The 22,059-nt window shown below is 72.4% G+C and carries 19 protein-coding genes; 12 read left to right on the top strand and 7 right to left on the bottom strand.

Translation table 11 applies throughout. The features are described 5' to 3' along the window. Positions 1–21 precede the first annotated feature (21 nt). A complete protein-coding gene (locus ACWCWD_RS28465) occupies positions 22–561 on the bottom strand; it encodes a GNAT family N-acetyltransferase (RefSeq protein WP_450777036.1) in 540 nt (179 codons plus the stop codon). 265 nt (positions 562–826) lie between these two features. Here ACWCWD_RS28465 and ACWCWD_RS28460 point away from each other — a divergent pair, with 265 nt between their 5' ends. Further along, positions 827–3,067 carry an alpha-L-rhamnosidase-related protein gene (locus ACWCWD_RS28460; RefSeq protein ID WP_450777034.1) on the top strand — a complete coding sequence of 747 codons (2,241 nt, stop codon included), beginning with the start codon at positions 827–829 and terminating at the stop codon, positions 3,065–3,067. 83 nt (positions 3,068–3,150) lie between these two features. Here ACWCWD_RS28460 and ACWCWD_RS28455 read toward each other — a convergent pair whose 3' ends face one another. From ACWCWD_RS28455 to ACWCWD_RS28445, 3 genes are all read right to left on the bottom strand, one after another. Then, a complete protein-coding gene (locus ACWCWD_RS28455) occupies positions 3,151–4,083 on the bottom strand; it encodes a DMT family transporter (RefSeq protein WP_450777032.1) in 933 nt (310 codons plus the stop codon). 145 nt (positions 4,084–4,228) lie between these two features. Beyond that, positions 4,229–5,170, bottom strand: coding sequence for a LysR family transcriptional regulator (locus ACWCWD_RS28450; protein WP_450777030.1), 942 nt, complete (start codon positions 5,168–5,170; stop codon positions 4,229–4,231). Between the two features lie 85 nt (positions 5,171–5,255). Beyond that, positions 5,256–5,675 carry a DnaJ family domain-containing protein gene (locus ACWCWD_RS28445; protein ID WP_450777028.1) on the bottom strand — a complete coding sequence of 140 codons (420 nt, stop codon included), beginning with the start codon at positions 5,673–5,675 and terminating at the stop codon, positions 5,256–5,258. Between the two features lie 208 nt (positions 5,676–5,883). Here ACWCWD_RS28445 and ACWCWD_RS28440 point away from each other — a divergent pair, with 208 nt between their 5' ends. Both ACWCWD_RS28440 and ACWCWD_RS28435 read left to right on the top strand, forming a co-directional pair. Beyond that, positions 5,884–6,483 carry a hypothetical protein gene (locus tag ACWCWD_RS28440; protein ID WP_450777027.1) on the top strand — a complete coding sequence of 200 codons (600 nt, stop codon included), beginning with the start codon at positions 5,884–5,886 and terminating at the stop codon, positions 6,481–6,483. After that, a complete protein-coding gene (locus ACWCWD_RS28435; protein WP_450777025.1) occupies positions 6,480–7,259 on the top strand; it encodes a hypothetical protein in 780 nt (259 codons plus the stop codon). Before ACWCWD_RS28440 ends, ACWCWD_RS28435 begins: the two co-directional genes overlap by 4 nt. A 310-nt stretch (positions 7,260–7,569) precedes the next feature. On the opposite strand, the gene ACWCWD_RS28430 is transcribed toward ACWCWD_RS28435, so the two are convergent. Then, positions 7,570–8,379, bottom strand: coding sequence for a tyrosine-protein phosphatase (locus ACWCWD_RS28430; protein ID WP_450777196.1), 810 nt, complete (start codon positions 8,377–8,379; stop codon positions 7,570–7,572). A 495-nt stretch (positions 8,380–8,874) separates the two neighbouring features. Here ACWCWD_RS28430 and ACWCWD_RS28425 point away from each other — a divergent pair, with 495 nt between their 5' ends. From ACWCWD_RS28425 to ACWCWD_RS28395, 7 genes are all read left to right on the top strand, one after another. Further along, positions 8,875–9,291, top strand: a complete 417-nt coding sequence (locus ACWCWD_RS28425) for a hypothetical protein (RefSeq protein ID WP_450777023.1) — start codon at positions 8,875–8,877, stop codon at positions 9,289–9,291. Positions 9,292–9,737: 446 nt separating this feature from the next. After that, entirely contained in the window at positions 9,738–11,591 is a 1,854-nt protein-coding gene (locus ACWCWD_RS28420; protein WP_450777021.1) for a methylmalonyl-CoA mutase family protein, read from the top strand. After that, the gene (gene scpA / locus ACWCWD_RS28415) at positions 11,591–13,834 is read left to right on the top strand and encodes a methylmalonyl-CoA mutase (protein ID WP_450777019.1); all 2,244 of its coding nucleotides are present in this window, start codon (positions 11,591–11,593) and stop codon (positions 13,832–13,834) included. Before ACWCWD_RS28420 ends, scpA begins: the two co-directional genes overlap by 1 nt. Before the next feature lie 12 nt (positions 13,835–13,846). Then, entirely contained in the window at positions 13,847–14,845 is a 999-nt protein-coding gene (gene meaB, locus ACWCWD_RS28410) for a methylmalonyl Co-A mutase-associated GTPase MeaB (RefSeq protein WP_450777017.1), read from the top strand. A gap of 504 nt (positions 14,846–15,349) precedes the next feature. Then, positions 15,350–16,489: a transcription termination factor Rho gene (rho, locus tag ACWCWD_RS28405; protein ID WP_450777015.1), complete on the top strand. Its 1,140-nt coding sequence runs from the start codon at positions 15,350–15,352 to the stop codon at positions 16,487–16,489. A 164-nt stretch (positions 16,490–16,653) separates the two neighbouring features. After that, positions 16,654–17,109: a MarR family winged helix-turn-helix transcriptional regulator gene (locus ACWCWD_RS28400; RefSeq protein ID WP_450777013.1), complete on the top strand. Its 456-nt coding sequence runs from the start codon at positions 16,654–16,656 to the stop codon at positions 17,107–17,109. 213 nt (positions 17,110–17,322) lie between these two features. Next, positions 17,323–17,685, top strand: a complete 363-nt coding sequence (locus tag ACWCWD_RS28395; RefSeq protein ID WP_450777011.1) for a DoxX family protein — start codon at positions 17,323–17,325, stop codon at positions 17,683–17,685. 52 nt (positions 17,686–17,737) lie between these two features. Here ACWCWD_RS28395 and ACWCWD_RS28390 read toward each other — a convergent pair whose 3' ends face one another. Then, complete coding sequence (locus ACWCWD_RS28390; RefSeq protein WP_450777009.1) at positions 17,738–18,229, bottom strand: FBP domain-containing protein; 492 nt, start codon at positions 18,227–18,229, stop codon at positions 17,738–17,740. Positions 18,230–18,300: 71 nt separating this feature from the next. Between ACWCWD_RS28390 and ACWCWD_RS28385 the strand changes: the two genes are divergently transcribed. Then, positions 18,301–18,870 (top strand): TetR/AcrR family transcriptional regulator, encoded by a 570-nt coding sequence (locus tag ACWCWD_RS28385; RefSeq protein WP_450777007.1) that lies wholly within the window; start codon positions 18,301–18,303, stop codon positions 18,868–18,870. Positions 18,871–18,944: 74 nt separating this feature from the next. Next, positions 18,945–20,141, top strand: a complete 1,197-nt coding sequence (locus ACWCWD_RS28380; RefSeq protein ID WP_450777005.1) for a GDSL-type esterase/lipase family protein — start codon at positions 18,945–18,947, stop codon at positions 20,139–20,141. Between the two features lie 113 nt (positions 20,142–20,254). On the opposite strand, the gene pgm is transcribed toward ACWCWD_RS28380, so the two are convergent. Beyond that, positions 20,255–21,901 (bottom strand): phosphoglucomutase (alpha-D-glucose-1,6-bisphosphate-dependent), encoded by a 1,647-nt coding sequence (gene pgm / locus ACWCWD_RS28375; protein WP_386891162.1) that lies wholly within the window; start codon positions 21,899–21,901, stop codon positions 20,255–20,257. Positions 21,902–22,059: the final 158 nt, after the last annotated feature.

Here is a 22,059-nt window from a genome sequence, read left to right as displayed (position 1 = left end):
ACTCTCCCAGGCGGGCGCCGCTCAGGCGATGGGGAGCATCAGTTCGGGCCGGTCCCACATCACGTACGGCGGGGTCGCGGGTGCGGTGCCGGTGCGTTCGGCGCCGACGCTGCGGTAGAAGCCCTCGGAGGGCGGGTGGGAGACCACCCGGACGGCGTGGAGACCGGCGCGGCGGGCCTCTTCCCGCAGGTGCCCGATCAGGCACCGGCCGATCCCCCGTCCCTGGGCGGCGTCGGCGACGAACATGAGGTCCAGCTCACCGGTGGCTCCGCCGGAGCGGTGGGCGCCCTGCGGATGCGGATGCGGTTGCGAACCGGGGACGGGGACGGGGTCGAGTACGAGGGAGTAGAAGCCCAGCACCGGGCCGTCGGTCCCGTCGACCGCGACGAAGACCCGGTGGGCCTCGATGTAGTCGGGTCCGACGCGGTACCCCTCGACCATGGGCGCCCAGTGGCCCTCGTACGCCCGGGAGGTCCTGACCAGGCGGGTCAGGCGCCTGGCGTCCTTGGCGACGGCCCGCCTGATCCGTACGTCACCGGGGCCGGTGCTCCGCGCGTCCATGGGAGAAGTATCGCCCGGGCGACGCGCGGTGCCGGGCCCGGGCCTGCTTCCGGGCCGCCGGGCGCGCGCGTGGGCGGATGGAAAGCCAACACGTGGTTGAACGTTTCAAAACTCTTCGGGGCAGCCCTGTGGCGTTCAGCACCGAGAGCTTCCCGAGCTGAAAAACATCTGCCGGATCCGTTGTCGCCCCTCGTCGACAACGGTACCGTGACGCCGGTTTGAATCGTATCAACGTCTCGGGCAACCGACGCCAAGGAGTCGCATCATGTCCAGTCCACGGCACAGAAGTGCCATCGCCGCAGTCGCGGTCGGTGTCAGTCTCCTCGGCCTGATGCCGCTCGACGCGGCCGAGGCGCATCCCCGGTCCGGCAGCGGGGCCCGTTTTGCCGGGGACCCCTGGAACGACGCCGGCTATCAGCCCCGGCCGGGCAACTGGCGGCCGTACGTGCTCGCTCCCGAGGACCGTGCCGTCGCGCCGGTCTCCGTGTCGGCGGTCACCGTGCGCGGCGGCTCCGCCCAGGGAGCCCCCGAGGCGCTGCTCGGCAGGGGCGCCCGCCCCTTACGGCTGATCAGCACGGGCGATCGCACCCGCTCGCCCCTGGTGACACTCGACTTCGGCAAGGAGGTCGGCGGCAAGATCCGGATACGGGTGACCGGCGCCTCCCCCACCCCGCCCACGCTCCACGTCTGTTTCAGCGAGTCCCGGCAGTTCGCGGCCTCTTCGGCGCAGTCCAACGGCGGGGAGGACGCGGTGGCCCCCGGCTGCGACACCGCGAACATCTGGAACGGCTACCCGGGCCTGCCGTACACGTACGACACCGACAGCCACTCCATCGTCGTCGATCCGGCCGAACTGCCGTCGGTGCTTCAGGACAGCCGGCTGCGCGGTGGCTTCCGGTACGCGACCCTCTTCCTCGACGGGGCGGGCGGGGTCGACCTCGGCCAGGTGTCGCTCGACTTCGGCGCGGCGCCCCGGCAGACTGACCCCGCCGACTACCGGGGCTGGTTCCTCTCCAGCGACGACGAGCTCAACAAGATCTGGTACGCGGGTGCCTACACGGTCCAGATGAACACCTGGAACTCCGACACCGCCAAGAACTGGCCGTACGGGACGGGAGAGGCCGACGGCGCCGCCGCCCAGGTACCCGGCGTCGCGCCCGGCGAGGAAGTGATCTTCGACGGGGCGAAGCGGGACCGCGTCGTCTGGCAGGGCGACCTCGCCGTCCAGGCTCCGGTGACCTACCTCAGCACCCACGACGTGCGCGCGGTCGACAACTCCCTTTCCTCCCTGGCGTCCCAGCAACTGCCCAACGGCTTCGTGCCCGCCGCGAGCCTGGTGGGACAGCACAACCAGGACGAGATCACCACCTACGGCGAGTACGTCACCTGGTTCATCCGCAACCACTACGAGCACTGGCTGTACACCGGCGACACGGCGTATCTGAACAAGTGGTGGACCCGGTTGACCCGGGCGGCCGACTGGCTGGAGTCGGTGCGCGCCGAAGACCCGCAGGGGCTGATCGCTTTCGGGAACGCCGGGGCCTGCGGTCACTACGGCTACAGCGACTGCGGTCACGAGACCTATGTCAACGCCCTGTACAAACGGAACCTGGACGACATGGCCTCGCTGGCCACCGCCCTCGGCGACACCGCGGGGGCCGGTGTCTACGCCGCACGCGCCACCGAGGTCGCCCGGGCCGTCAACGCCCAGCTCTGGGATCCCGCCACCGGCGCCTACCGGCTCTCGCGTGAGATCACCGACGCGTACCCGCAGGACGCCAACGCCACGGCCGTCCTCGCCGGCCTCGCGGACGCCGACCGGTCGAGGCGCGCCATGGACTACCTGCGGCGGAACAGCTGGAGCACCTACGGTGCGCTGACCGTCTCGCCCAGCACCCCGAACGCTTCCATCAACCCCTCGTACGAGCCACTGCCCAGCGGATTCGAGGTCGGTGCGCGCCTGAGCGTCTCCGATCCCGGTCAGCAGCGGGAGGCACTGGACCTGATGCGCACGTTCTGGGGACACCAGCTGAGCCAGGATCCCGGTGGGACCTTCTGGGAGAAGGCCGACCTCACCGGAGAGCCCGGCATCAAGCAGTTCACCAGTCTCGCCCACGGCTGGGCGTCCGGCCCGACCGTCTCGCTCACCACCCAGGTACTGGGGATCGAACCGACCGGCGCGGGCTTCTCCAGTTACTCCGTCACCCCCCGTCCCGGCGGCCTCGGCTGGGCACAGGGCAGCGTGCCCACCCCGCACGGCGACATCACCGCGTCCTGGCGCACCTCCGCGAGGGGATTCACCCTGAGGACCAGTGCGCCGGGCGGGACGGTGGGCAGGCTCGCGCTGCCGACCGAGGGGCACAGGGTGTCGGTCCAGCTCGACGGCCGCACGATCTGGAACGGCAGGCGGGCGGTGGGCGGCGCTCATGTCACGGCCGACGGCACGAACATCCGTGTCGAGGGCGTTCTCCCGGGGCGCCACACCCTGACGTCCCACGACCTCTGACCACCCGCGCGCACGGCTTGCGCGTCCGGCAGCGCCCCCGCGGTTCCGGCCGAGCGCGGGGGCGTGACCGTCCCGCCGCGCGTCTACGGTTCCACGGCGGCGTCGGCGGCGAGCGGTGCGGCAGGCTGCGCCGGCCCGGTGCGGTCCCGGGGCTTTCGGCGCAGCAGCCCGGTGGCGGCCAGAACGGCCGCGGCGCCCGCCCAGACGGTCCAGCCCAGAGGTTCGTCCAGGACCAGGGCGCCGAGGACGACAGCGACGGCGGTCATCAGATAGGTGACGGTCGAAGCGACGGTCGCGCCGTCCTTGATGATCAGTTCGAAGTTGAGCAGAGCGGCGGCCCCGGTGCACACCACTCCGAGAATGATCACGGAGATCACCGAGTCGGTGCGCCAGACGACGGCCTGCAGCCCCAGGAAGGGGAAGGCGAGGAGCAGGATGCCGGTGGCGACGGCGAGTTGGCCGCCGGCCAGCACCAGCGGCGGAATGCCCCGTCCCACCAGGAACTTGCCCATGTAGGCGAAGCCGGCGCCGAAGCTGACGGAGCCGAGGAAGAAGCAGAGGACGCTTCCCCCGCTGCCCGTACCGGAACCGTTCCAGGGGGAGGCGATCAGGGCGGTCCCGGCCAGACCGAGCAGCACGCCGGCCGCCCTGGCGGCGGTGACGCGCTTCTCGGTGGCCAGCAGCAGGGTCGTGGCCAGGGTCCAGATCGGTGCGCTTCCGTTGACCACCGCGGCCACGCCGCTGGAGCCGGTGCGCTCGCCTTCGGCGTACAGGGTCCAGGGGACGGCGTTGCCCAGCAGCGCCGCCACCGTGATGTGGCCCCAGTACGGAGCGCTCCTGGGAAGGCGGAGTCCCTTGGCCCGGGCGATCGCGAGGACCACGGCGGCGCCGAGTGCCAGTCGGACGAGCACCATCTGGACGGGAGAGAATCCGTATCCGGAAATCTTGATCCACAGAAAGACCGAGCCCCAGATCAGGCTCAACGCGGCAAGCCGCGCACAGGTTGCTCTGGACATGAAAATGCCCGCCTCCGGGACGGAAGGTGTCGGATGGGCCGGCGGGATGCGCCGGGGGAAATGCCCCGCCTCCGACCCTGGCACTCCGTCCCCCGGGGGGTCCATCAACGTCTGATGGCGGGTACCGTCCAGGAAATGTGGATGGTCAGGCGGCCGATCCCATCTCCGTGACACGGCTCCGGCCGCGCACCGCCCCGGTGGCGGCCTCGCGCAGCGCGTCGAGGACGGCGGCGATCTCCGGCGCGGCCTGGCTACCGTCACGGACCGCGGCGAACACCCGGCGGCTGGGCGGCGGGTGCGCGAAGGCCCGTACGGCGACTCCGGGGCGGGGAGCGGGGCGGGCCAGCCGGGGCAGCAGGGCGACACCCAGGCCGAGCCGGACGGCGGACAGGGTGGCTTCCCAGTCGCCGATGGCGTGGGACTCGCGCGGGCTGAAGCCGGCGGCCGTGCAGGCGGCGACGCCGATGTCGTGACACATTCCGGTGGTCGCGAAGATCCACGCCTCGTCCGCCAGGTCCGCGAGCCGCAGCCCGGACCGGCCGGCCAGCGGGTGGCCTTCCGGCAGCGCCACGTCGAACGGGTCCACGCACAGCGGCTCCCGGTGGAAGCGGGTGCCCTCTCCCCCCGGGCTGTGCGCGGTGTCCGCGGAGATCACCACGTCGGTCTCACCGCGGTGCAGCATGGCGAAGCTCTCCGGCGGATCGGCCTCGGCCAGCACCACGTGCAGGGCGGGCCGCTCCTTCTTGAGGCGTGCGACCGCGGGCAGGATGAGGGCCGACAGGGTGGTGGAGAATCCGGCCACCGCCACCTGCCCGTACACGCCGCCGTGGTGCGCGGCCAGTTCGGCCCGCATCCGCTCGACCTGCTCGAACAGGGTGTCGGCGTGGCGCAGCACGATCCGGGCGGCGGCGGTGAGCCGCAGCCGCCGCCCGGCGGGCTCGGTCAGCGGTACGCCCAGCTCCTTGCCCAGGGCCGCGATCTGCTGGGAGACCGCCTGGGGCGTGAGGTGCAGAGCCTGGGCCGCCGCGGCGATGGTGCCGAGCCGGCTCAGCTCCCGGAGCACCCGTAACTTGCGCAGGTCGAGCATGTCCGCGAACTCCCCGTTCCTCGTCGCCTCTTCACCGTGGGAATGGGCCTCCCGGCGTGCGACGGCAGGAGGCCCGGTGGCCGGCTCAGACGGACCGTCCCTGGCTCTCCGCCCGTGCCGCGCGCCATTCGCCGACCGTCTTCTCGACGTCGAAGCGCCCGAGGTTGAGCGGCGGGCCGGGCGGGGGCATCCGTACGGCCTCGTCGATCTTCTCGTTGACCGCGTCGAGCAGTTCCCGCACCCGGCGCTCGGAGACCGCTTCGGTGATCGCGCGACGGACGTCCTCCGCCTCCTTGCGCAGGGCGAGGGCGGGCGGCAGGACCGACAGCCCTTCGCGCTGCATCTTCTCCTTGATCCACCAGTCCTCGTCGTAGGTGCGCCCCAGTCCGGGGAGCGGCTTGCCGAAGCCCGGCAGGGAGGCGAAGTCGCCGCGCTGTTCGGCCTCGTGGATCTGCCGGTCCACCCAGGAATCGAAGCTGACGCCAGGGGGCTTCCGTTCGGTCACGGGACACCTCTTCCGTACTCCGGCCAGGACCCTTCCACGGTACCCGGAGCCCTCTGTTCGAGCGGCGCTGTCTCGAACTGCCGGTCGGGGGTACACGACTTCACGCACCCCGCTCGGCCGGACAGACCGGCCGGAGCCCGGACCGGAGGGAGTTGACCACCGTGCGAGAGAACTGCGTACCGGACAGCGAACGGGGGGAGCGTCGATCATGACGACCGTACTGATCATCGTCGGTGTCGTCGTCCTCGCGGCGATCGCCGGGTGGCTCCTTCTGCGTGGGCGGGCGACGGGCGGCGCCGGGTTGAAGCGCCGTTTCGGACCCGAGTACGACCGGGTGCTCGCCCGCCATCAGGGCGACACCAAGCTCGCCGAGCAGGAGCTCGAAGAGCGGGTGAAGCGGCACGGGTCGATCAGCGCGCAACCGCTGTCGGCCGAGGCGCGGGAGCGGTACACCGCGCACTGGACCCGGGTGCAGGAGCGGTTCGTCGACGCTCCGGAGGACGCGGTCGCCGAGGCCGGTGACCTCCTCGACGAGCTTTCCCGGGAGCGCGGTTTCCCGGAGGCGGGCAGTGTCGAGGACCGCGCGGAGGCCCTGTCGGTCCACCACGCCACGCAGGTCGACGCCTACCGCCGCGTGCACACGGCGCGCGACGGTTCGGGCGGCACCGAGGAGCTGCGCCAGGCCCTCGTCGAGGCCCGCGCGCTCTTCGACGCGCTGCTCGGGAAGCGGACGGCCGAACCGGCCGAACGCGGCCGGACCACGGACATGAAGAAGCAGCACCACGCGAAGGGAAGTGTGACGTCATGACGTACGGATCTTCTACGAACAGTGAGCGGGTCAACGGCGAGCGGACCGACGGCGAGCGGTCCGACGGGGCGGCGGACTCCCGCCGCACGGACGACCGGACGCGGACGACGCTCTCCACCGAGCCCACCACCTCCGTCCCGGAGAGCGCCGCGGGCCCCAAGCCCGTACACGCCCCCGGGCCGGCCGGAGCCCTCGCGGGCCGTCCCGGCCGGGACCACGGTACGGGCGGCGCCGACCGCACGGGTACGCCGAAGGCGGCGGAGGCCGACCGCGCCGACAGCCTCGACGCGAAGCGGGACGCGGACCGCATGAACGGCACGGGCCGCCCGGACCTCACGGACGGTGCGCGCGACACGGACGGTGCGGATCGCACGGATCGCACGGATCGCACCGACCGCACGGATCGCACCGGAACGCGCCGGGAGACCCCCGGTACCCGCGCCGTTCCCGGCACCTCCACGTCCACGTCTGCCGTGAACGGCCCGGACTACGACGGTGCCCTGCTCGGGGGAACCGACCACGACGAGCTGGAGCGGCGGATGCGGCACGCGGTCAGCGACTTCGTGGAGGACCCGCGGCGCGCGGTCCGGGAGGCCGGCGAGACCCTCGACGCGGTCACCCAGAACCTGGTCAAGGCGCTCACCGAGCGGAGCACCGCGCTGCGCACCGAGGAGCGTCCGGACGACAAGGGCGGGCAGAACGGCGAGCGGACGGAGCAGCTGCGGATCGTCCTCCAGCACTACCGCGACCTCACCGACCGGCTGCTGAAGGTCTGACCTCGGCCCCGGGGCCCACCGGCCGGGAGCCCCACTCACCGGGGCCCCGACCCGGAACACGAGCGGCCGGGAGGAACACGGACACGCCGTCCGCGCTCCTCCCGGCCGCCGGGGCGTTTCCGGACGCCCGCCGCGAACCGGAACCGGCCGGTTCCCGAGCGCTCACTCCGTCTTGCGTCGCGCGGTGACCGAGTGGATTCCGCCTCCGGAACAGGCGGCAATCCGGCGAACCGGCCCTCCTGCGGCACGGGGGGCACCCCGGCGAACCAGCCCCCTGAGGCACGGGGGCGCCCGGTACGCGTACCTCGGTCTACACCGGAACGCCGACGGGGGCGGTCAGTTCCTTGCACAACCGCTCAACCACCGGCTCCGGCAGCCTCAGCCCACTGCGCACATAGCCGTCGAGCCCGCCCCACCGCTCCTCCATCGCGTCCAGTGCCACGTCGAGGTAGTGGGGCCGTGCCTCGATGACGGCGGACGCGATGGCCGGATCGCCGCCCGCGTCGAGGAAGCGCTGGACGGACGGGGCGAAGGCGAGGCGTACGGCGGGGTTGACCGCGAGGAACTCGGCCCGGACGGTCTCCCGGGACGCCCCCAGGATCATCAGCAGCACCGCGGCGGCCCAGCCCGTGCGGTCCTTTCCCGCCGTGCAGTGGAAGAGCACAGGCCGGGCCGAGGCGTCCGCCGCTGTCTCCAGGAAGGCGCGGTAGGCAGCCGCGGCGCCCGGGGAGAGCACCATCTGGCGGTACGTCTGCGCGAACACCTCCTCCGCCCTGCCCCCGCCCAGAGCCTCCTCGGCGGCGGCCGGATCGGCGAGCAGGGCCCTGAGCCGGGCCGGGGCGACCCCGGGATTGCCTCCCAGCACGTCGGCGACGAAGAGTCTGGCTCTCGGGGGCAGCCGGTCCGGGGCCCAGTGGCGTTCGTCGGCGGTTCGCAGGTCGACGACCGTACGGACACCGAGGGCGGCAACCGCCAGGTCGTGCTGCGGATCGAGTTCGCTCAGCTGGCCCGAACGCAGGAGGATCCCCTGTCGCACCCGCTGGCCGCGGCCCAGGGCGATGCCGCCCAGGTCCCGGAGATTGACGACGGTGGTGGCCGGGACGGCCCGGGCGGTCTGCACGATGAACTGCCTCTTTCCCGACGTTTTACGCATTTAAGTATCAACGTCGCATGTCAGAGGCGATTCGACAACGGAAAACGCCGGAGCGGACCGGCACTTCGGCGACGGGAGAGCGGCCCCGTACACACCGCTCGCGAAAGGCACCCGAGCGCGCCTCGTGCCGCCCCGGTCCCGGATCGCGCCACCGCCCCCGGCCCCCGCCGGGCCCGCTTCCGACGGCGGAATCCCGGGCCCGGATTCGGGTGCGGGCCGCCACACCCGATCGAATGAAGATCCCACGATCCGGCAGATGCCGGCCGGGCGCCCATCGGCACCGACGCCGGCACGCGCGACGTCCCGATCAATGTCGGCCCCCTACTTCCCCGGCATCGAGAGTGCGGCGAAGGAGCTGCCGGCCGGTTACGTTCAAGCGGGCCGGCGGAGGCGCGGCCCGCTCCATGGCGGGCGAACAGCGGGAAATGACGGGCACACAGCAGGAGAAGGAGTGAGGGACGCGTGACCGAGCACGGATTCGACCCGCCGCCGAAAGCCCCGCCGGAGGTCGTCGCCCGGCGCGAAGCGCAGGCCGACGAAGTGTGCCGCGCCCTGGCCCGGGCCGGCATTCCCGTCTACCGGGGAGACTTCGGAGGCGATGTCGAGGAGAGGGCCGGTGCGGAGGTCCATGTGGATCCTCTCGTCGTCGGCGGTGTGCTGGTCGAGTGGAACACGGCGGCGGAACTGACCGAGGCCGCCGTGAACCTGCTGGCGGGCGGAGTCGATCCGTCGGCCCTGCCCGACGCGATCCGCCACTTCGAGACCGTCCATGCCTGTATGCGACGCGCCCTGCTGGAGATCCTCGTCTCGGCGGGATTCCCGGCCGAGCAGGCGGACCCTCACACCTACGGGGCCGCGGTCTTCGTCAGTGACCTCTGATCCGACGACCCGGCCCCCGACGGCCTGACATCCGTCGGGTCCGTTGGGTTCCGCCGGCACCACGACCGAACGGTGCCGCCGGGACCCTACGAGGAAACGGGGACCGTTCACGCGCCGACGGCGGTGTACGGACGGCGGGACCGTGCCTCGCCGACGGCGTACGGACAGCGGGACCGTGCCGCGCCCAGGGCGGTGGACGAACACGCGGGCCGCACCGCGCCCAGGGCGGTGGACGGACACGAGGGCCGCACCGCGGCAGAGCGCGGAACTCTACCCGGCACCCCGCCAGCACTCCTTCCCACCCCTCCTGTCCACCCGGCAGCCGCCCCGACCACCCCGCGACACGCCGCGACACGCTGCGTGAACGTCCGGAAGCACACCGGAGAGGGATAGGTCACAGCAACATCCTCTGCTGGTCCCCCGACGAACTGCCCTAGCATCTGGGCATGACGGTCCTGCCTGCTGACGGGCTCCCCCTGGCCGCCGAGTTCGCTGACGCCTCCCCCGAGCAGTGGCAGACCCTCGTCGAGGGTGTGCTGCGCAAGTCGGGCAAGGACGTCACGGGTGAGGCCGCGTTGGAAGCCCTCTCCACGACGCTGGAGGACGGGCTCACCACCCGCCCCCTGTACACCTCCCGCACCGGCGCGCCCCCGGCCGGTCTGCCCGGTTTCGCGCCCTTCACCCGGGGTGGCGGACCTGCCGGGAACGCGGCGGGCGGCTGGGACGTGCGGCAGCGCCACGCGCTGACCGATCCGGTCCGGCTGAACGAGGCCCTGCTCGACGATCTGGAGAACGGCGTCACCTCGCTCTGGCTCCGTGTCGGCGGCCCCGGCGGTGTACCGGTCTCCGGCCTGGACCGGGCGCTGGACGGCGTCCTCCTCGACCTCGCGCCACTGGCTCTCGACGCCGGGGACGACTCCGCCGCGGCGGCGGCGGAACTGGTGCGGCTGTACGCGGACCGGGGGGTCGCCCCGGAGGCCGTACGCGGCGGGCTCGGCATCGATCCGCTGGGCGGGTCGGCCCGTACCGGTGACACGCCCGACCTGACCACCGCCGTCGAGTGGGCCGCACGGTGCGCCGGCGAGTATCCGGGGCTGCGGGCGGTGAGCGTGGACGCGCTGCCGTACCACGAGGCCGGTGGCGGCGTGGCCCAGGAGCTGGGCCTCTCGCTCGCCACCGGGGTGGCGTACCTCAGGGCGCTGACGGCTGCTGGGCTGTCCGTCGGGGCGGCCTGTTCGCAGCTGGAGTTCCGTTACGCGGCGACGGCCGACCAGTTCCTGACGATCGCCAAGCTGCGGGCCGCGCGCCGGCTGTGGGCGCGGGTCGCGCAGGCCTGCGGCGCGCCCGGCGCGGGTGCCCAGTGGCAGCACGCGGTGACCTCGTCGGTGATGATGACGCGGCGCGACCCCTGGGTGAACATGCTCCGCACCACGCTGGCCGCCCTGGGCGCGGGGGTCGGCGGCGCGGACGCGGTGACGGTCCTCCCCTTCGACGAGGCGCTCGGGCTGCCGGACGCCTTCGCCCGGCGGATCGCCCGGAACACCTCGACCATCCTGATGGAGGAGTCGCACCTGGCCCGGGTCGTCGACCCGGCGGGCGGCTCCTGGTACGTGGAGAACCTCACCGAGGAGCTGGCCGTCGCCGCCTGGGCGTTCTTCCAGGAGATCGAGCGCGCGGGCGGTCTGGAGGCGGCCACCGCCTCGGGTCTGGTCGCCGAGCGGCTCGCCGTGACCTGGGAGAAGCGCTCCCGCGATCTGGCGCGCCGCAAGGAGCCGGTGACGGGGGTCAGCGAGTTCCCGCACTTCGCCGAACACCCGGTGGAGCGCGAAGCGGCGCCCGCCGCCCCGTCCGGCGGCCTGCCGAAGGTCCGCCGCGACGAGGCCTTCGAGGCGCTGCGGAGCCGTTCGGACGCCCACCTCGCCACCACGGGAGCCCGCCCGAAGGTCTTCCTGGCGGCTCTCGGCCCCGCCTCGGCGCACACCGCCCGGGCCTCCTTCGCCGCGAACCTCTTCCAGGCGGGCGGCGTCGAGACGGTCCACCGGCCCGTCACCGTGGACGCCGCGACGGTGGCCGGCGCGTTCGCCGCGTCCGGTGCCGGGATCGCCTGCCTCTGCTCCTCCGACGCGGTGTACGAGCGGGAGGCGGCCGGGGTCGCCGCCGCACTGGTGGCCGCCGGAGCCGGCCACGTACTGCTCGCCGGGCGCCCCGGCGAGGTGGACGGGGTGGACGGCTACGTCTTCGCCGGCTGCGACGCCGTCGCCGTGCTCTCCTCCGTACTCGACCGACTGGGAGTGGCGTGATGCAGAACCCCGAGAACACCTCGTCGGCCGGGAGCCCCGCGAGCCCCGTCCCGGACTTCTCCGCCGTCCCGCTGGACGCGGACACTCCCCCCGCGCCCTCGGCCGACCACTGGCGGGCCGCGGTGAAGGAGTCGACCGGCAGTTCGGTGGACGACCTGCTCTGGGAGACCCCCGAAGGCATCACCGTCAAGCCGCTGTACACGGAGGCCGATCTGGAGGGCGTCGACTTCCTCGACACCTTCCCGGGCATCGCCCCGTACCTGCGCGGCCCCTACCCGACGATGTACGTCAACCAGCCGTGGACGATCCGTCAGTACGCCGGTTTCTCCACGGCCGAGGAGTCCAACGCCTTCTACCGGCGCAACCTCGCGGCCGGGCAGAAGGGGCTCTCCGTCGCCTTCGACCTGCCGACGCACCGGGGTTACGACAGCGACCATCCCCGGGTGACGGGTGATGTCGGCATGGCGGGCGTGGCGATCGACTCGATTCTCGACATGCGCCAGTTGTTCGACGGCATTCCGCTGGACCGGATGTCGGTGTCGATGACGATGAACGGCGCGGTGCTCCCCGTGCTGGCGCTGTACATCGTGGCCGCCGAGGAACAGGGCGTACCGCCCGAGAAGCTGGCCGGGACCATCCAGAACGACATCCTCAAGGAGTTCATGGTCCGCAACACCTACATCTATCCGCCGGGCCCCTCCATGCGGATCATCTCGGACATCTTCGCGTTCACCTCGCGGAAGATGCCCCGCTACAACTCGATCTCCATCTCCGGCTACCACATCCAGGAGGCCGGAGCCACGGCCGACCTGGAACTGGCGTACACCCTCGCGGACGGGGTGGAGTACCTGCGGGCCGGGCGGGACGCGGGGCTGGAGGTGGACGCGTTCGCGCCCCGGCTGTCGTTCTTCTGGGCGATCGGCATGAACTTCTTCATGGAAATCGCCAAGTTGAGGGCAGCCCGGCTGCTCTGGGCCAAGCTGGTAAGGGAGTTCGAGCCCAAGAACCCCAAGTCCCTTTCGCTGCGCACCCATTCACAGACCTCCGGATGGTCGCTGACCGCTCAGGACGTGTTCAACAACGTCACCCGCACCTGCGTGGAGGCGATGGCCGCCACCCAGGGGCACACGCAGTCGCTGCACACCAACGCGCTGGACGAGGCGCTGGCGCTGCCCACCGACTTCTCGGCGCGCATCGCCCGCAACACGCAGCTGCTCCTCCAGCAGGAGTCCGGTACCGGACGGGTCATCGACCCGTGGGGCGGCAGCGCGTACGTGGAGAAGCTGACGTACGACCTGGCGCGGCGGGCCTGGCAGCACATCGAGGAGGTGGAGGCGGCCGGCGGCATGGCGAAGGCCATCGACGCGGGCATCCCCAAGCTCCGGATCGAGGAGGCCGCCGCCCGGACCCAGGCGCGCATCGACTCGGGCCGCCAGCCCGTCATCGGCGTCAACAAGTACCGCGTGGAGACGGACGAGAAGATCGACGTCCGCTCGGTCGACAACTCCTCCGTGCGCACCCAGCAGATCGAAAAGCTGCGCCGCCTGCGGGCGGAACGGGACGAGACCGCCTGCCAGGACGCGCTGCGCGCGCTGACCGAGGCGGCGGGACGCGCCCCGGGTCAGGACCTGGAGGGCAACCTGCTGGCGCTGGCGGTGGACGCGGCACGCGCCATGGCCACCGTGGGCGAGATCTCGGACGCGCTGGAGAAGGTGTACGGACGCCACGCCGGCCAGATCCGTACGATCTCCGGGGTGTACCGCAAAGAGGCAGGAGAGTCCCCGTCGGTGGACCGTACCCGCGAGCTGGTCGACGCCTTCGAGGAGGCGGAGGGCCGCCGCCCGCGCATCCTGGTCGCGAAGATGGGCCAGGACGGCCACGACCGCGGCCAGAAGGTGATCGCGTCGGCCTTCGCCGACCTGGGCTTCGACGTGGACGTCGGCCCGCTGTTCCAGACGCCCGCCGAGGTGGCGCGGCAGGCGGTCGAGGCGGACGTGCACATCGTGGGCGTCTCGTCGCTGGCCGCCGGTCACCTCACGCTCGTCCCCGCGCTGCGGGAGGAGCTGGCGGCCGAGGGGCGCGAGGACATCATGATCGTGGTGGGCGGGGTGATCCCGCCGCAGGACATCGAGGCCCTGCACGAGGCTGGTGCCGCCTCGGTCTTCCCGCCGGGCACGGTCATCCCGGACGCCGCGTACGACCTGGTGCGGCGGCTCGGTGCCGCACTCGGGCACGAGCTGTGAGCCGCTGAACCGATGGCACCGACGATCGACATCGAGAGTTACGCCAAGGGGGTACTCGACGGGAAGCGTGCTTTCGTCGCGCGCGCGATCACCCTCGTCGAGTCCTCCCGCCCCGATCACCGGGTGCTGGCCCAGGAGTTGCTGAGCAGGCTGCTGCCGCACGCGGGCCGGGCCCGGCGGGTCGGGATCAGCGGAGTGCCCGGGGTCGGCAAGTCGACCTTCATCGACGCGCTCGGCACCCTGCTGACGGGTCTGGGGCACCGGGTCGCGGTGCTCGCGGTGGACCCGTCGTCGACCCGTACCGGCGGCTCCATCCTGGGCGACAAGACCCGGATGGAGCGCCTCGCGGTGGACCCGCACGCGTTCGTCCGCCCCTCGCCCTCGGCCGGCACGCTGGGCGGGGTGGCGAAGGCGACCCGCGAGTCCATGGTGGTGATGGAGGCGGCGGGTTACGACGTGGTGCTGGTGGAGACGGTCGGGGTCGGCCAGTCGGAGACCGCGGTGGCCCGCATGGTCGACACCTTCCTGCTGCTCACCCTGGCGCGTACGGGTGACCAGCTCCAGGGCATCAAGAAGGGGGTCCTGGAGCTGGCGGACGTCATCGCGGTGAACAAGGCGGACGGCCCGCACGAGCGCGAGGCGCGCTCGGCAGCGCGCGAACTGGCGGGCGCCCTGCGGCTGATGCACCCCGCCGACGCCGCGTGGACCCCTCCGGTCCTCACCTGCAGCGCCCGTGAGGCGACGGGCCTGGACACGGTGTGGGAGAGCCTGGAGCAGCACCGCACGCTGCTGGACTCGACGGGGCGGCTGGCAGCGAAGCGCAGCGAGCAGCAGGTGGACTGGACGTGGAGCATGGTCCGGGACGAGCTGCTGGAGAGCCTGCGCTCCCACCCGGACGTACGGGCGCGTGCGCCGGAGCTGGAACAGCGGGTCCGCGAGGGCGCTCTGACGGCCACTCTGGCCGCGGAGGAGATCCTCGCGGCGTTCCGGGGCGGCTCCGGGGGCGGGTGAGGCCGGCCGTCGGGCCCCGGACGAAGATCTGACGGTGCCAGGCGGGTGGGGAACTCCCGGATCGGGGAGTTGCGGACGCCTGCGGTGGCGCCTTCCGGTGCCGTCGCGCGGATACGTGTCCGCGGGACGGCTCCGGCGTGTCCGGGCCCCGCGCGCTCCATACCCCGCCCGGCGGGCGGCCCCGTTCCCTCCGGCCGGTCTTCGTGGTACTCTCCGAAAAAGCACCTGTGTACGTCCCCTCCGGGACGCCGGTGCCGGTTTCTCTTCACCGCTGTCGCACCTGTCGATTCACGACCCGCGATTCAGCTCTTCCCGAGCAGTTCCTCTCCTTCGGTCTTTCCGCACGCGTCGATCCGGTCCGCCACCTGCGTGACCCGCACGCCGCGACGCGACCCCCGCTCGTCGGGACACCGGTGTACGCGGTGCACGTCGAGGCGTGTACGTACCGCCTCCCGCCGCCCGCACCGGGCCCGCACCCTCTTCCGTCCTCGAAAGGACATCCCCATGACCACCACACTCGAACGCCCCGTATCCGCCCAGCACGCACCCGTCGCCGCCGCCGGTGTCCTCGACACCTCACAGGGCGGGCACGGGCTGCTGCGCGGGCCGAACGGCCACCCCGCCCCCGGCGACGTCCGCGTCCCTGCCGCGCTGATCGGCCGGTACGGGCTGCGCACGGGCGACTTCGTGAAGGGCGGCTGCGACCGGCCGGGCACGCTCACCGTCGTCGATCGCGTCAACGGACTGCCCCCGCAGGCCCTTCGCTCCCGCCCGCACTTCCACGAGCTGACACCGTTGCACCCCCGGGACAGGCTGCGCCTGGAGACCCGTGCGGGCGGCCCAGCGCCACGCCTCGTCGACCTGATCGCGCCGGTCGGCAAGGGGCAGCGCGGTCTGATCGTCGCCCCGCCGAAGACCGGCAAGACGGTGCTGCTCCAGCAGCTCGCGGCGGCCGTCGCGACGAACCACCCGGAATGCCATCTCATGGTGGTGCTGCTCGACGAACGCCCCGAGGAGGTCACGGACATGCGCCGCTCCGTGCGGGGCGACGTGCTCGCCTCCACCTTCGACCGCCCGGCGAAGGAGCACATCGCGCTGGCCAACCTCGCCGTGGAGCGGGGCAAGCGGCTCGTCGAACAGGGGCAGGACGTCGTCATCCTCCTCGACTCGCTCACCCGGCTCTGCCGCGCCCACAACAACGCCGCGGGCCCCGGCGGGCGCACGCTGAGCGGCGGCGTCGACGCGGCAGCGCTCCAAGGTCCCAAGAAGCTCTTCGGCGCGGCGCGGCTGACCGAGGAGGGCGGCTCGCTGACCATCCTGGCGACGGCGCTGGTGGAGACCGGTTCGCGCGCGGACGACTTCTTCTTCGAAGAGCTCAAGGGCACCGGCAACATGGAGCTCCGCCTGGACCGCGCGCTCGCCGACCGCCGCATCTTCCCGGCGGTGGACATCGCCCCCTCCGGCACGCGGCGTGAAGAACTCCTGCTTTCCGAGTCGGAGTTGACGGCGGTACGCGGACTGCGGCGCGCCCTGCACGGCCGGGACAGCCGGGCCGCGCTCGAAGCCGTACTGGACAAGGTGCGCCGGACGCCCGACAACGCGGCCTTCCTCCGCCAGGTACACCAGACGGTCCCCGGCGCCTGAACACGGCCCGTACGCGCCCGCTCGACGGGCCCGTCTCTGAGCTGCCGCTGGTCCGGCTGGAGCACGGGCGTGCGGGCACTGCACGCGGCCGCTTGACCTCATGTTCGGTTGAGGTCCTACGTTCGTCCCACCTGTCGCGTTACTCGGATGGTGAGGGCAGAACGATGGAGTACTCGCACAACGACCCCGAGCTGGTCCAACAGCCCATCGGTTACTGGAGCTGGGCCGCCCACAAAGCGGTCGTCACCAACATCCGCACGGGGCTTGCGGAGTTCGGCGTCACCCAGCCCCAGTGGTGGGTCCTGGCACAGGTCGCCGCCGACGGGAACGGCCGGACCCGTGCGGAGGTGACGGAAGTCCTGCAGGGCTACTTGGACGTGGGAGCCTCGCTCGCGGGCGAGATCGACGCCCTCCTCGTCCGGGGCCTGCTCACGGTCGACGGTGAGAACCGGCTTCGGCCGACCTCCGAGGGGGACACGGTGTTCCGCCAGTGCGCCCAGCGCCAGACGGCGATGCGGAAGCAGGCCCACGACGGCATCACCGACGAGGAGTACCTGGTCACCCTCAAGGTGCTGCAGCGGATGATCCACAACGTCGGAGGCGAGGCGTGGCACCACTGAGGCCCGGCCCGCCACTGCTGCGCGGCGTCGGCATGATTCCGTGCGCGGCAGAACGTGCCGGGACGCCGTCCGCCCGACCCGCATCGCCACGTCCGGCCTGGGCAAGTGAACCTGAACACCCTTCGCCGCACCCACCCGTCGAAGCCGGACGGCGATGACATCCTTGAGGACCGGCTTTCCGGGAAACCACTCCCCCGCAGGAGGCACCCGCCCATGACCCACCGTTCCGCCATCGCCCTGGCCGGTCTGCTGGCAGGCGCGGGAGCGCTGCATCTCGCGGTGCCCCGTCCCTTCGACTCGCTCGTCCCGAGCGCCCTGCCGGGAAGCCCCCGCACCTGGACGTACGCGAGCGCCGGCGTCGAACTCGCCCTCGCGGCGGGCGTTCTCGCCCCGCGCACCCGCCGTGCCGCCGCTCTCGGGGCTGCCGCCTTCTTCGTGGGCGTACTGCCGGGCAACGTGAAGATGGCGGTCGACTGGCGCCACCGCCCGGCTCCGCAGCGCGCCGTCGCCTACGCGCGCGTTCCCCTCCAGGTGCCCCTGGTGCTGTGGGCCCGCCGGGTCGCCCGGCAGGCGTGACCCGCCCGCCCGGACACCACCGACGTCACACCCGACGCACCCGGCGCACCTGTCACGCCGTCACATGGGCGAGGAACGCGGCGAGGTTCGCCTCGGTCCGCGCGATCTTCTCCTCCAGGGTGAGCGACTCGCTCAGCCGGGCGCCGGGGCCCGCGTCCTTCTTGCCCCGGACGTAGAGGGAGCAGGAGAGGTCGTCGCAGAGGTAGGCGCCCACCGAGTTGCCCTGCTGCCCGGCCTTGCCCGCCTTCGGCGCGACCATCAGGGAGACCCCGCCCGTGTGGGTGGTCAGGCACATCGAGCACATGCTCCGCCGCTGACGGCCGGGCACCGCGCCGGGGCAGCGCATCACGATGGCCTTGGCGCGCCCCTCCGACTCCGTGACGAGGTAGGCCCGGTCGGGCGCCTGGGGGTCGCGCCAGCCGAGGAAGTCCAGATCGGCCCACGCGCGGTCCGCCAGGTCGCGCGGAACCGCCAGACGCTTCGCCTCGCCCTTGCTGCAGTTCACGAACGCGGCACGGATCTCTTGCTCAGTCAGCGGATTCATGAATGACATGCTAATTTACCTAAAGCCTATAGGCAAATAGATACGTCGTTCAGGCAGAGAGGGGAAGGGTCATGGCACGCGCGGGACTCACCGCGGAACGACTCGTCCGGGCGGGGGCGGAGCTGGCCGACACCTCCGGCTTTGACCAGGTGACGCTTTCGGCGCTCGCCCGTCAGTTCGACGTCAAGGTCGCGAGCCTCTACTCACACCTGAAGAACTCCCAGGAGCTCAGGACGCGGATCGCGCTGCTCGCGCTGGAGGAGATGGCCGACCGGGTCGCCGCGGCGCTCGCGGGGCGCGCCGGGCGGGACGCGCTGGCCGCCTTCGGCAACGCCTACCGCGACTACGCCCGCGAACACCCCGGCCGCTATGCGGCGGCACAGCTCAGGCTCGACCCGGAGACGGCGGCCGCGAGCGCGGGGCCCCGGCACGCGCGGATGACGCGGGCCATCCTGCGGGGCTACGACCTGACGGAACCGGACCAGACGCACGCCGTCCGCCTCCTGGGCAGCGTGTTCCACGGCTACGTCAGCCTGGAGTCGACCGGCGGTTTCAGCCACTCCGCTCCCGACTCGCAGGAGAGCTGGGACTGGACCCTGGACCGGCTCGACGTACTCCTGCGGAACTGGACTGCCCCCTGAGCCACGTTCGCCACCCGCCGTCCTCCATCACCCGCCGTCCACCACCCGCCACACCGACCGACAGGCTGACACCCATGAGCACTCCACCGAGCACTTCGCACCGCTGGGTCACGACGCCCCTCACCGCCGCGCTCCTGCGGGGCGCCCTCGATCTGGAGCAGACCGAGCACGGCGTCCTCCCGCACCGGTTGCCCGGGTGGGCCCGCGCCCAGTACGCCGACCCCCAGCTGGCCTCGGCCGAGTCCCAGCCCTCCGGAGTCCGGCTGGCCTTCCGCACCGCGGCCACCGCCCTGGAGCTGGACACCCTGCCCACCAAGCGGGTCTACGCGGGTGCGCCGCCGCGCCCGGACGGGGTGTACGACCTGCTCGTCGACGGCCGCCCGGCGGGCCGGGCCACCGCGTCCACCGGCAACACCGTGATCGTCGACATGGCCACCGGATCTGCCGAGCACCGGCCGGGGGCGGTCGCCACGATCCGGTTCGACGACCTGCCCGAGGGCGACAAGGACGTCGAGATCTGGCTCCCGCACAACGAGACCACCGAGCTGGTCGCCCTGCGCACCGACGCCCCCGTCGAGCCGGCGCCGGACCGGGGACGGCCGGTGTGGCTGCACCACGGAAGCTCGATCAGCCACGGTTCCGACGCCGCGAGCCCCAGCGCCATCTGGCCGGCTCTCGCCGCGCGGCTCGGCGGTGCGGAGCTGACCAATCTGGGGCTGGCGGGCAGTGCCCTGCTCGACCCCTTCACCGCGCGTGCCCTGCGGGACACCCCCGCCGACCTGATCAGTCTCAAGATCGGCATCAATCTGGTCAACACCGACGCGATGCGCCTGCGCGCCTTCACCCCCGCCGTCCACGGGTTCCTCGACACGGTCCGCGAGGGCCACCCCACGACCCCGCTGCTGCTGGTCTCGCCGATCCTCTGCCCGATCCACGAGGACACCCCGGGCCCGAGCGCGCCGGACCTCTCGCAGCTGAGCACCGGCCGGCTGAGGTTCGTCGCCATGGGAAACGCCGCCGAGACCGCGGCGGGGAAGCTGACGCTCAACGTCGTACGGGAGGAGCTGGCCCGGATCGTCGAACAGCGGTCCGCCGACGACCCGCACCTGCACCACCTCGACGGCCGCGCGCTCTACGGCTCCGCCGACGTGGACGAGCTGCCGCTGCCCGACCAGCTCCACCCGGACGCCGCGACCCACCGCCTCATGGGCGAGCGGTTCGCGGCGCTCGCCTTCGCGGCGGGCGGTCCGTTCGCGGGGCCGCGCGCGTGACATCAGCGGTTCGCCGCCCGGGCGCCGCACGGGGGGGGGCACGCGGGGTTCTTCCACCCGCGTGCCCCCGTGCCCCGAGCGCCCGTCGCTGCGTGCGGGCCGCTCGTGCGGGTTCAGCCCGCGGCGCCCAGCACCGTCGAGACGAGGGCCTTGGCCTCGTCCTGGACCCGGCTCAGGTGGTCGGGGCCCTGGAAGCTCTCCGCGTACACCTTGTACACGTCCTCCGTGCCGGAGGGGCGGGCGGCGAACCAGGCGCTGTCGGTGCAGACCTTGAGCCCGCCGATGGCCGCGCCGTTGCCCGGTGCCTCGGTGAGGACGGCGGTGATGGCCTCGCCCGCGAGGGTGTCGGCCGTGACCTGCTCGGGCGAGAGCTTGGCCAGGACCGCCTTCTCCTGGCGGGTGGCGGGGGCGTCGACGCGCGCGTAGGCGGGGTCGCCGAAGCGGGTGGTGAGCTCCGCGTAGTGCTGCGACGGGGTGGAGCCGGTGACGGCGGTGATCTCGGAGGCCAGCAGGGCGAGCAGGATGCCGTCCTTGTCGGTGGTCCACACCTGGCCGTCGCGCCGCAGGAACGAGGCACCGGCGGACTCCTCGCCGCCGAAGCCGAGGCTGCCGTCGAAGAGGCCGTCCACGAACCACTTGAAGCCGACCGGCACCTCCACCAGCGGACGGCCGAGGTCGGCGGCGACCCGGTCGATCATCGAGGAGGAGACCAGCGTTTTGCCGATGCCGGTCCCCGCGGGCCAGCCGTCGCGGTGGGTGTAGAGGTACTGGATGGCGACGGCCAAATAGTGGTTCGGGTTCATCAGCCCGCCGTCCGGGGTGACGATGCCGTGCCGGTCCGCGTCGGCGTCGTTGCCGGTGGAGATGGCGTACGCGTCGCGCTGGGCGATGAGCGAGGCCATGGCGTACGGCGACGAGCAGTCCATCCGGATCTTGCCGTCCCAGTCCAGCGTCATGAAGCGCCAGGTGGGGTCGGCGAGCGGGTTGACCACCGTGAGGTCGATGCGGTGGGTCTCCGCGATGCGGCCCCAGTAGCCGACGGACGCGCCGCCGAGCGGGTCGGCTCCGATCCGGATGCCCGCGTCACGGATCGCGTCCAGGTTCAGTACGGACGGCAGGTCGTCGACGTACCCGCCGAGGAAGTCGTGGCGCCCGGTCGTCCCGGCGGCCAGCGCGCGGGCGTACGGAACGCGGCGCACCTCCTTGAGCCCGCCCGCGATGAGCTCGTTGGCACGGTCCTGAATCCAGGAGGTGGCGTCCGAGCCTGCCGGTCCGCCGTTCGGCGGGTTGTACTTGAACCCGCCGTCGGCGGGCGGGTTGTGCGACGGGGTGACGACGATCCCGTCGGCCAGTCCGTCCGTCCGGCCCCGGTTGTACGTCAGGATCGCGTGCGAGACCGCCGGGGTCGGGGTGTAGCCGTCCTCGGAGTCGATGAGGACGGTGGCGCCGTTGGCGGCGAGCACTTCCAGGGCGGTGACCCGGGCGGGCTCCGACAGCGCGTGGGTGTCCACGCCGAGGAACAGCGGCCCGTCCGTGCCCTGCCGGGTGCGGTACTCGCAGATCGCCTGGGTGGTGGCGGCGATGTGGTCCTCGTTGAACGCGGTCGCGAGCGCGGAGCCGCGGTGCCCTGACGTGCCGAAGGCCACCCGCTGGCCGGGCTCGGCCGGATCGGGGTGGAGGGCGTAATAGGCCGTCACCAGCTTTGCCACGTCGACCAGATCGTCGGAAGCTGCCGGTTCGCCGGCCCGTGCGTGCACCATCGGTTCTCCTCGTTCGTCGGGGGTGATCGTCCGCCCTCCGGCCGGGGCGGTGGCCCGGCCGGAGCATGTTGATCGAGTCCACCTCGCGCAGGAAGGTCAGCGCCTGGTCGGCCCCCAGCTCACCAGCGCGCGCCATGAACGCCCGGATGTCCTTGGGC

The sequence above is a fragment of the Streptomyces sp. NPDC001493 genome (genome assembly GCF_053597235.1).
Note: the sequence above shows the minus strand (reverse complement) of the source record. Positions and strands in the feature narration are given on the sequence as shown.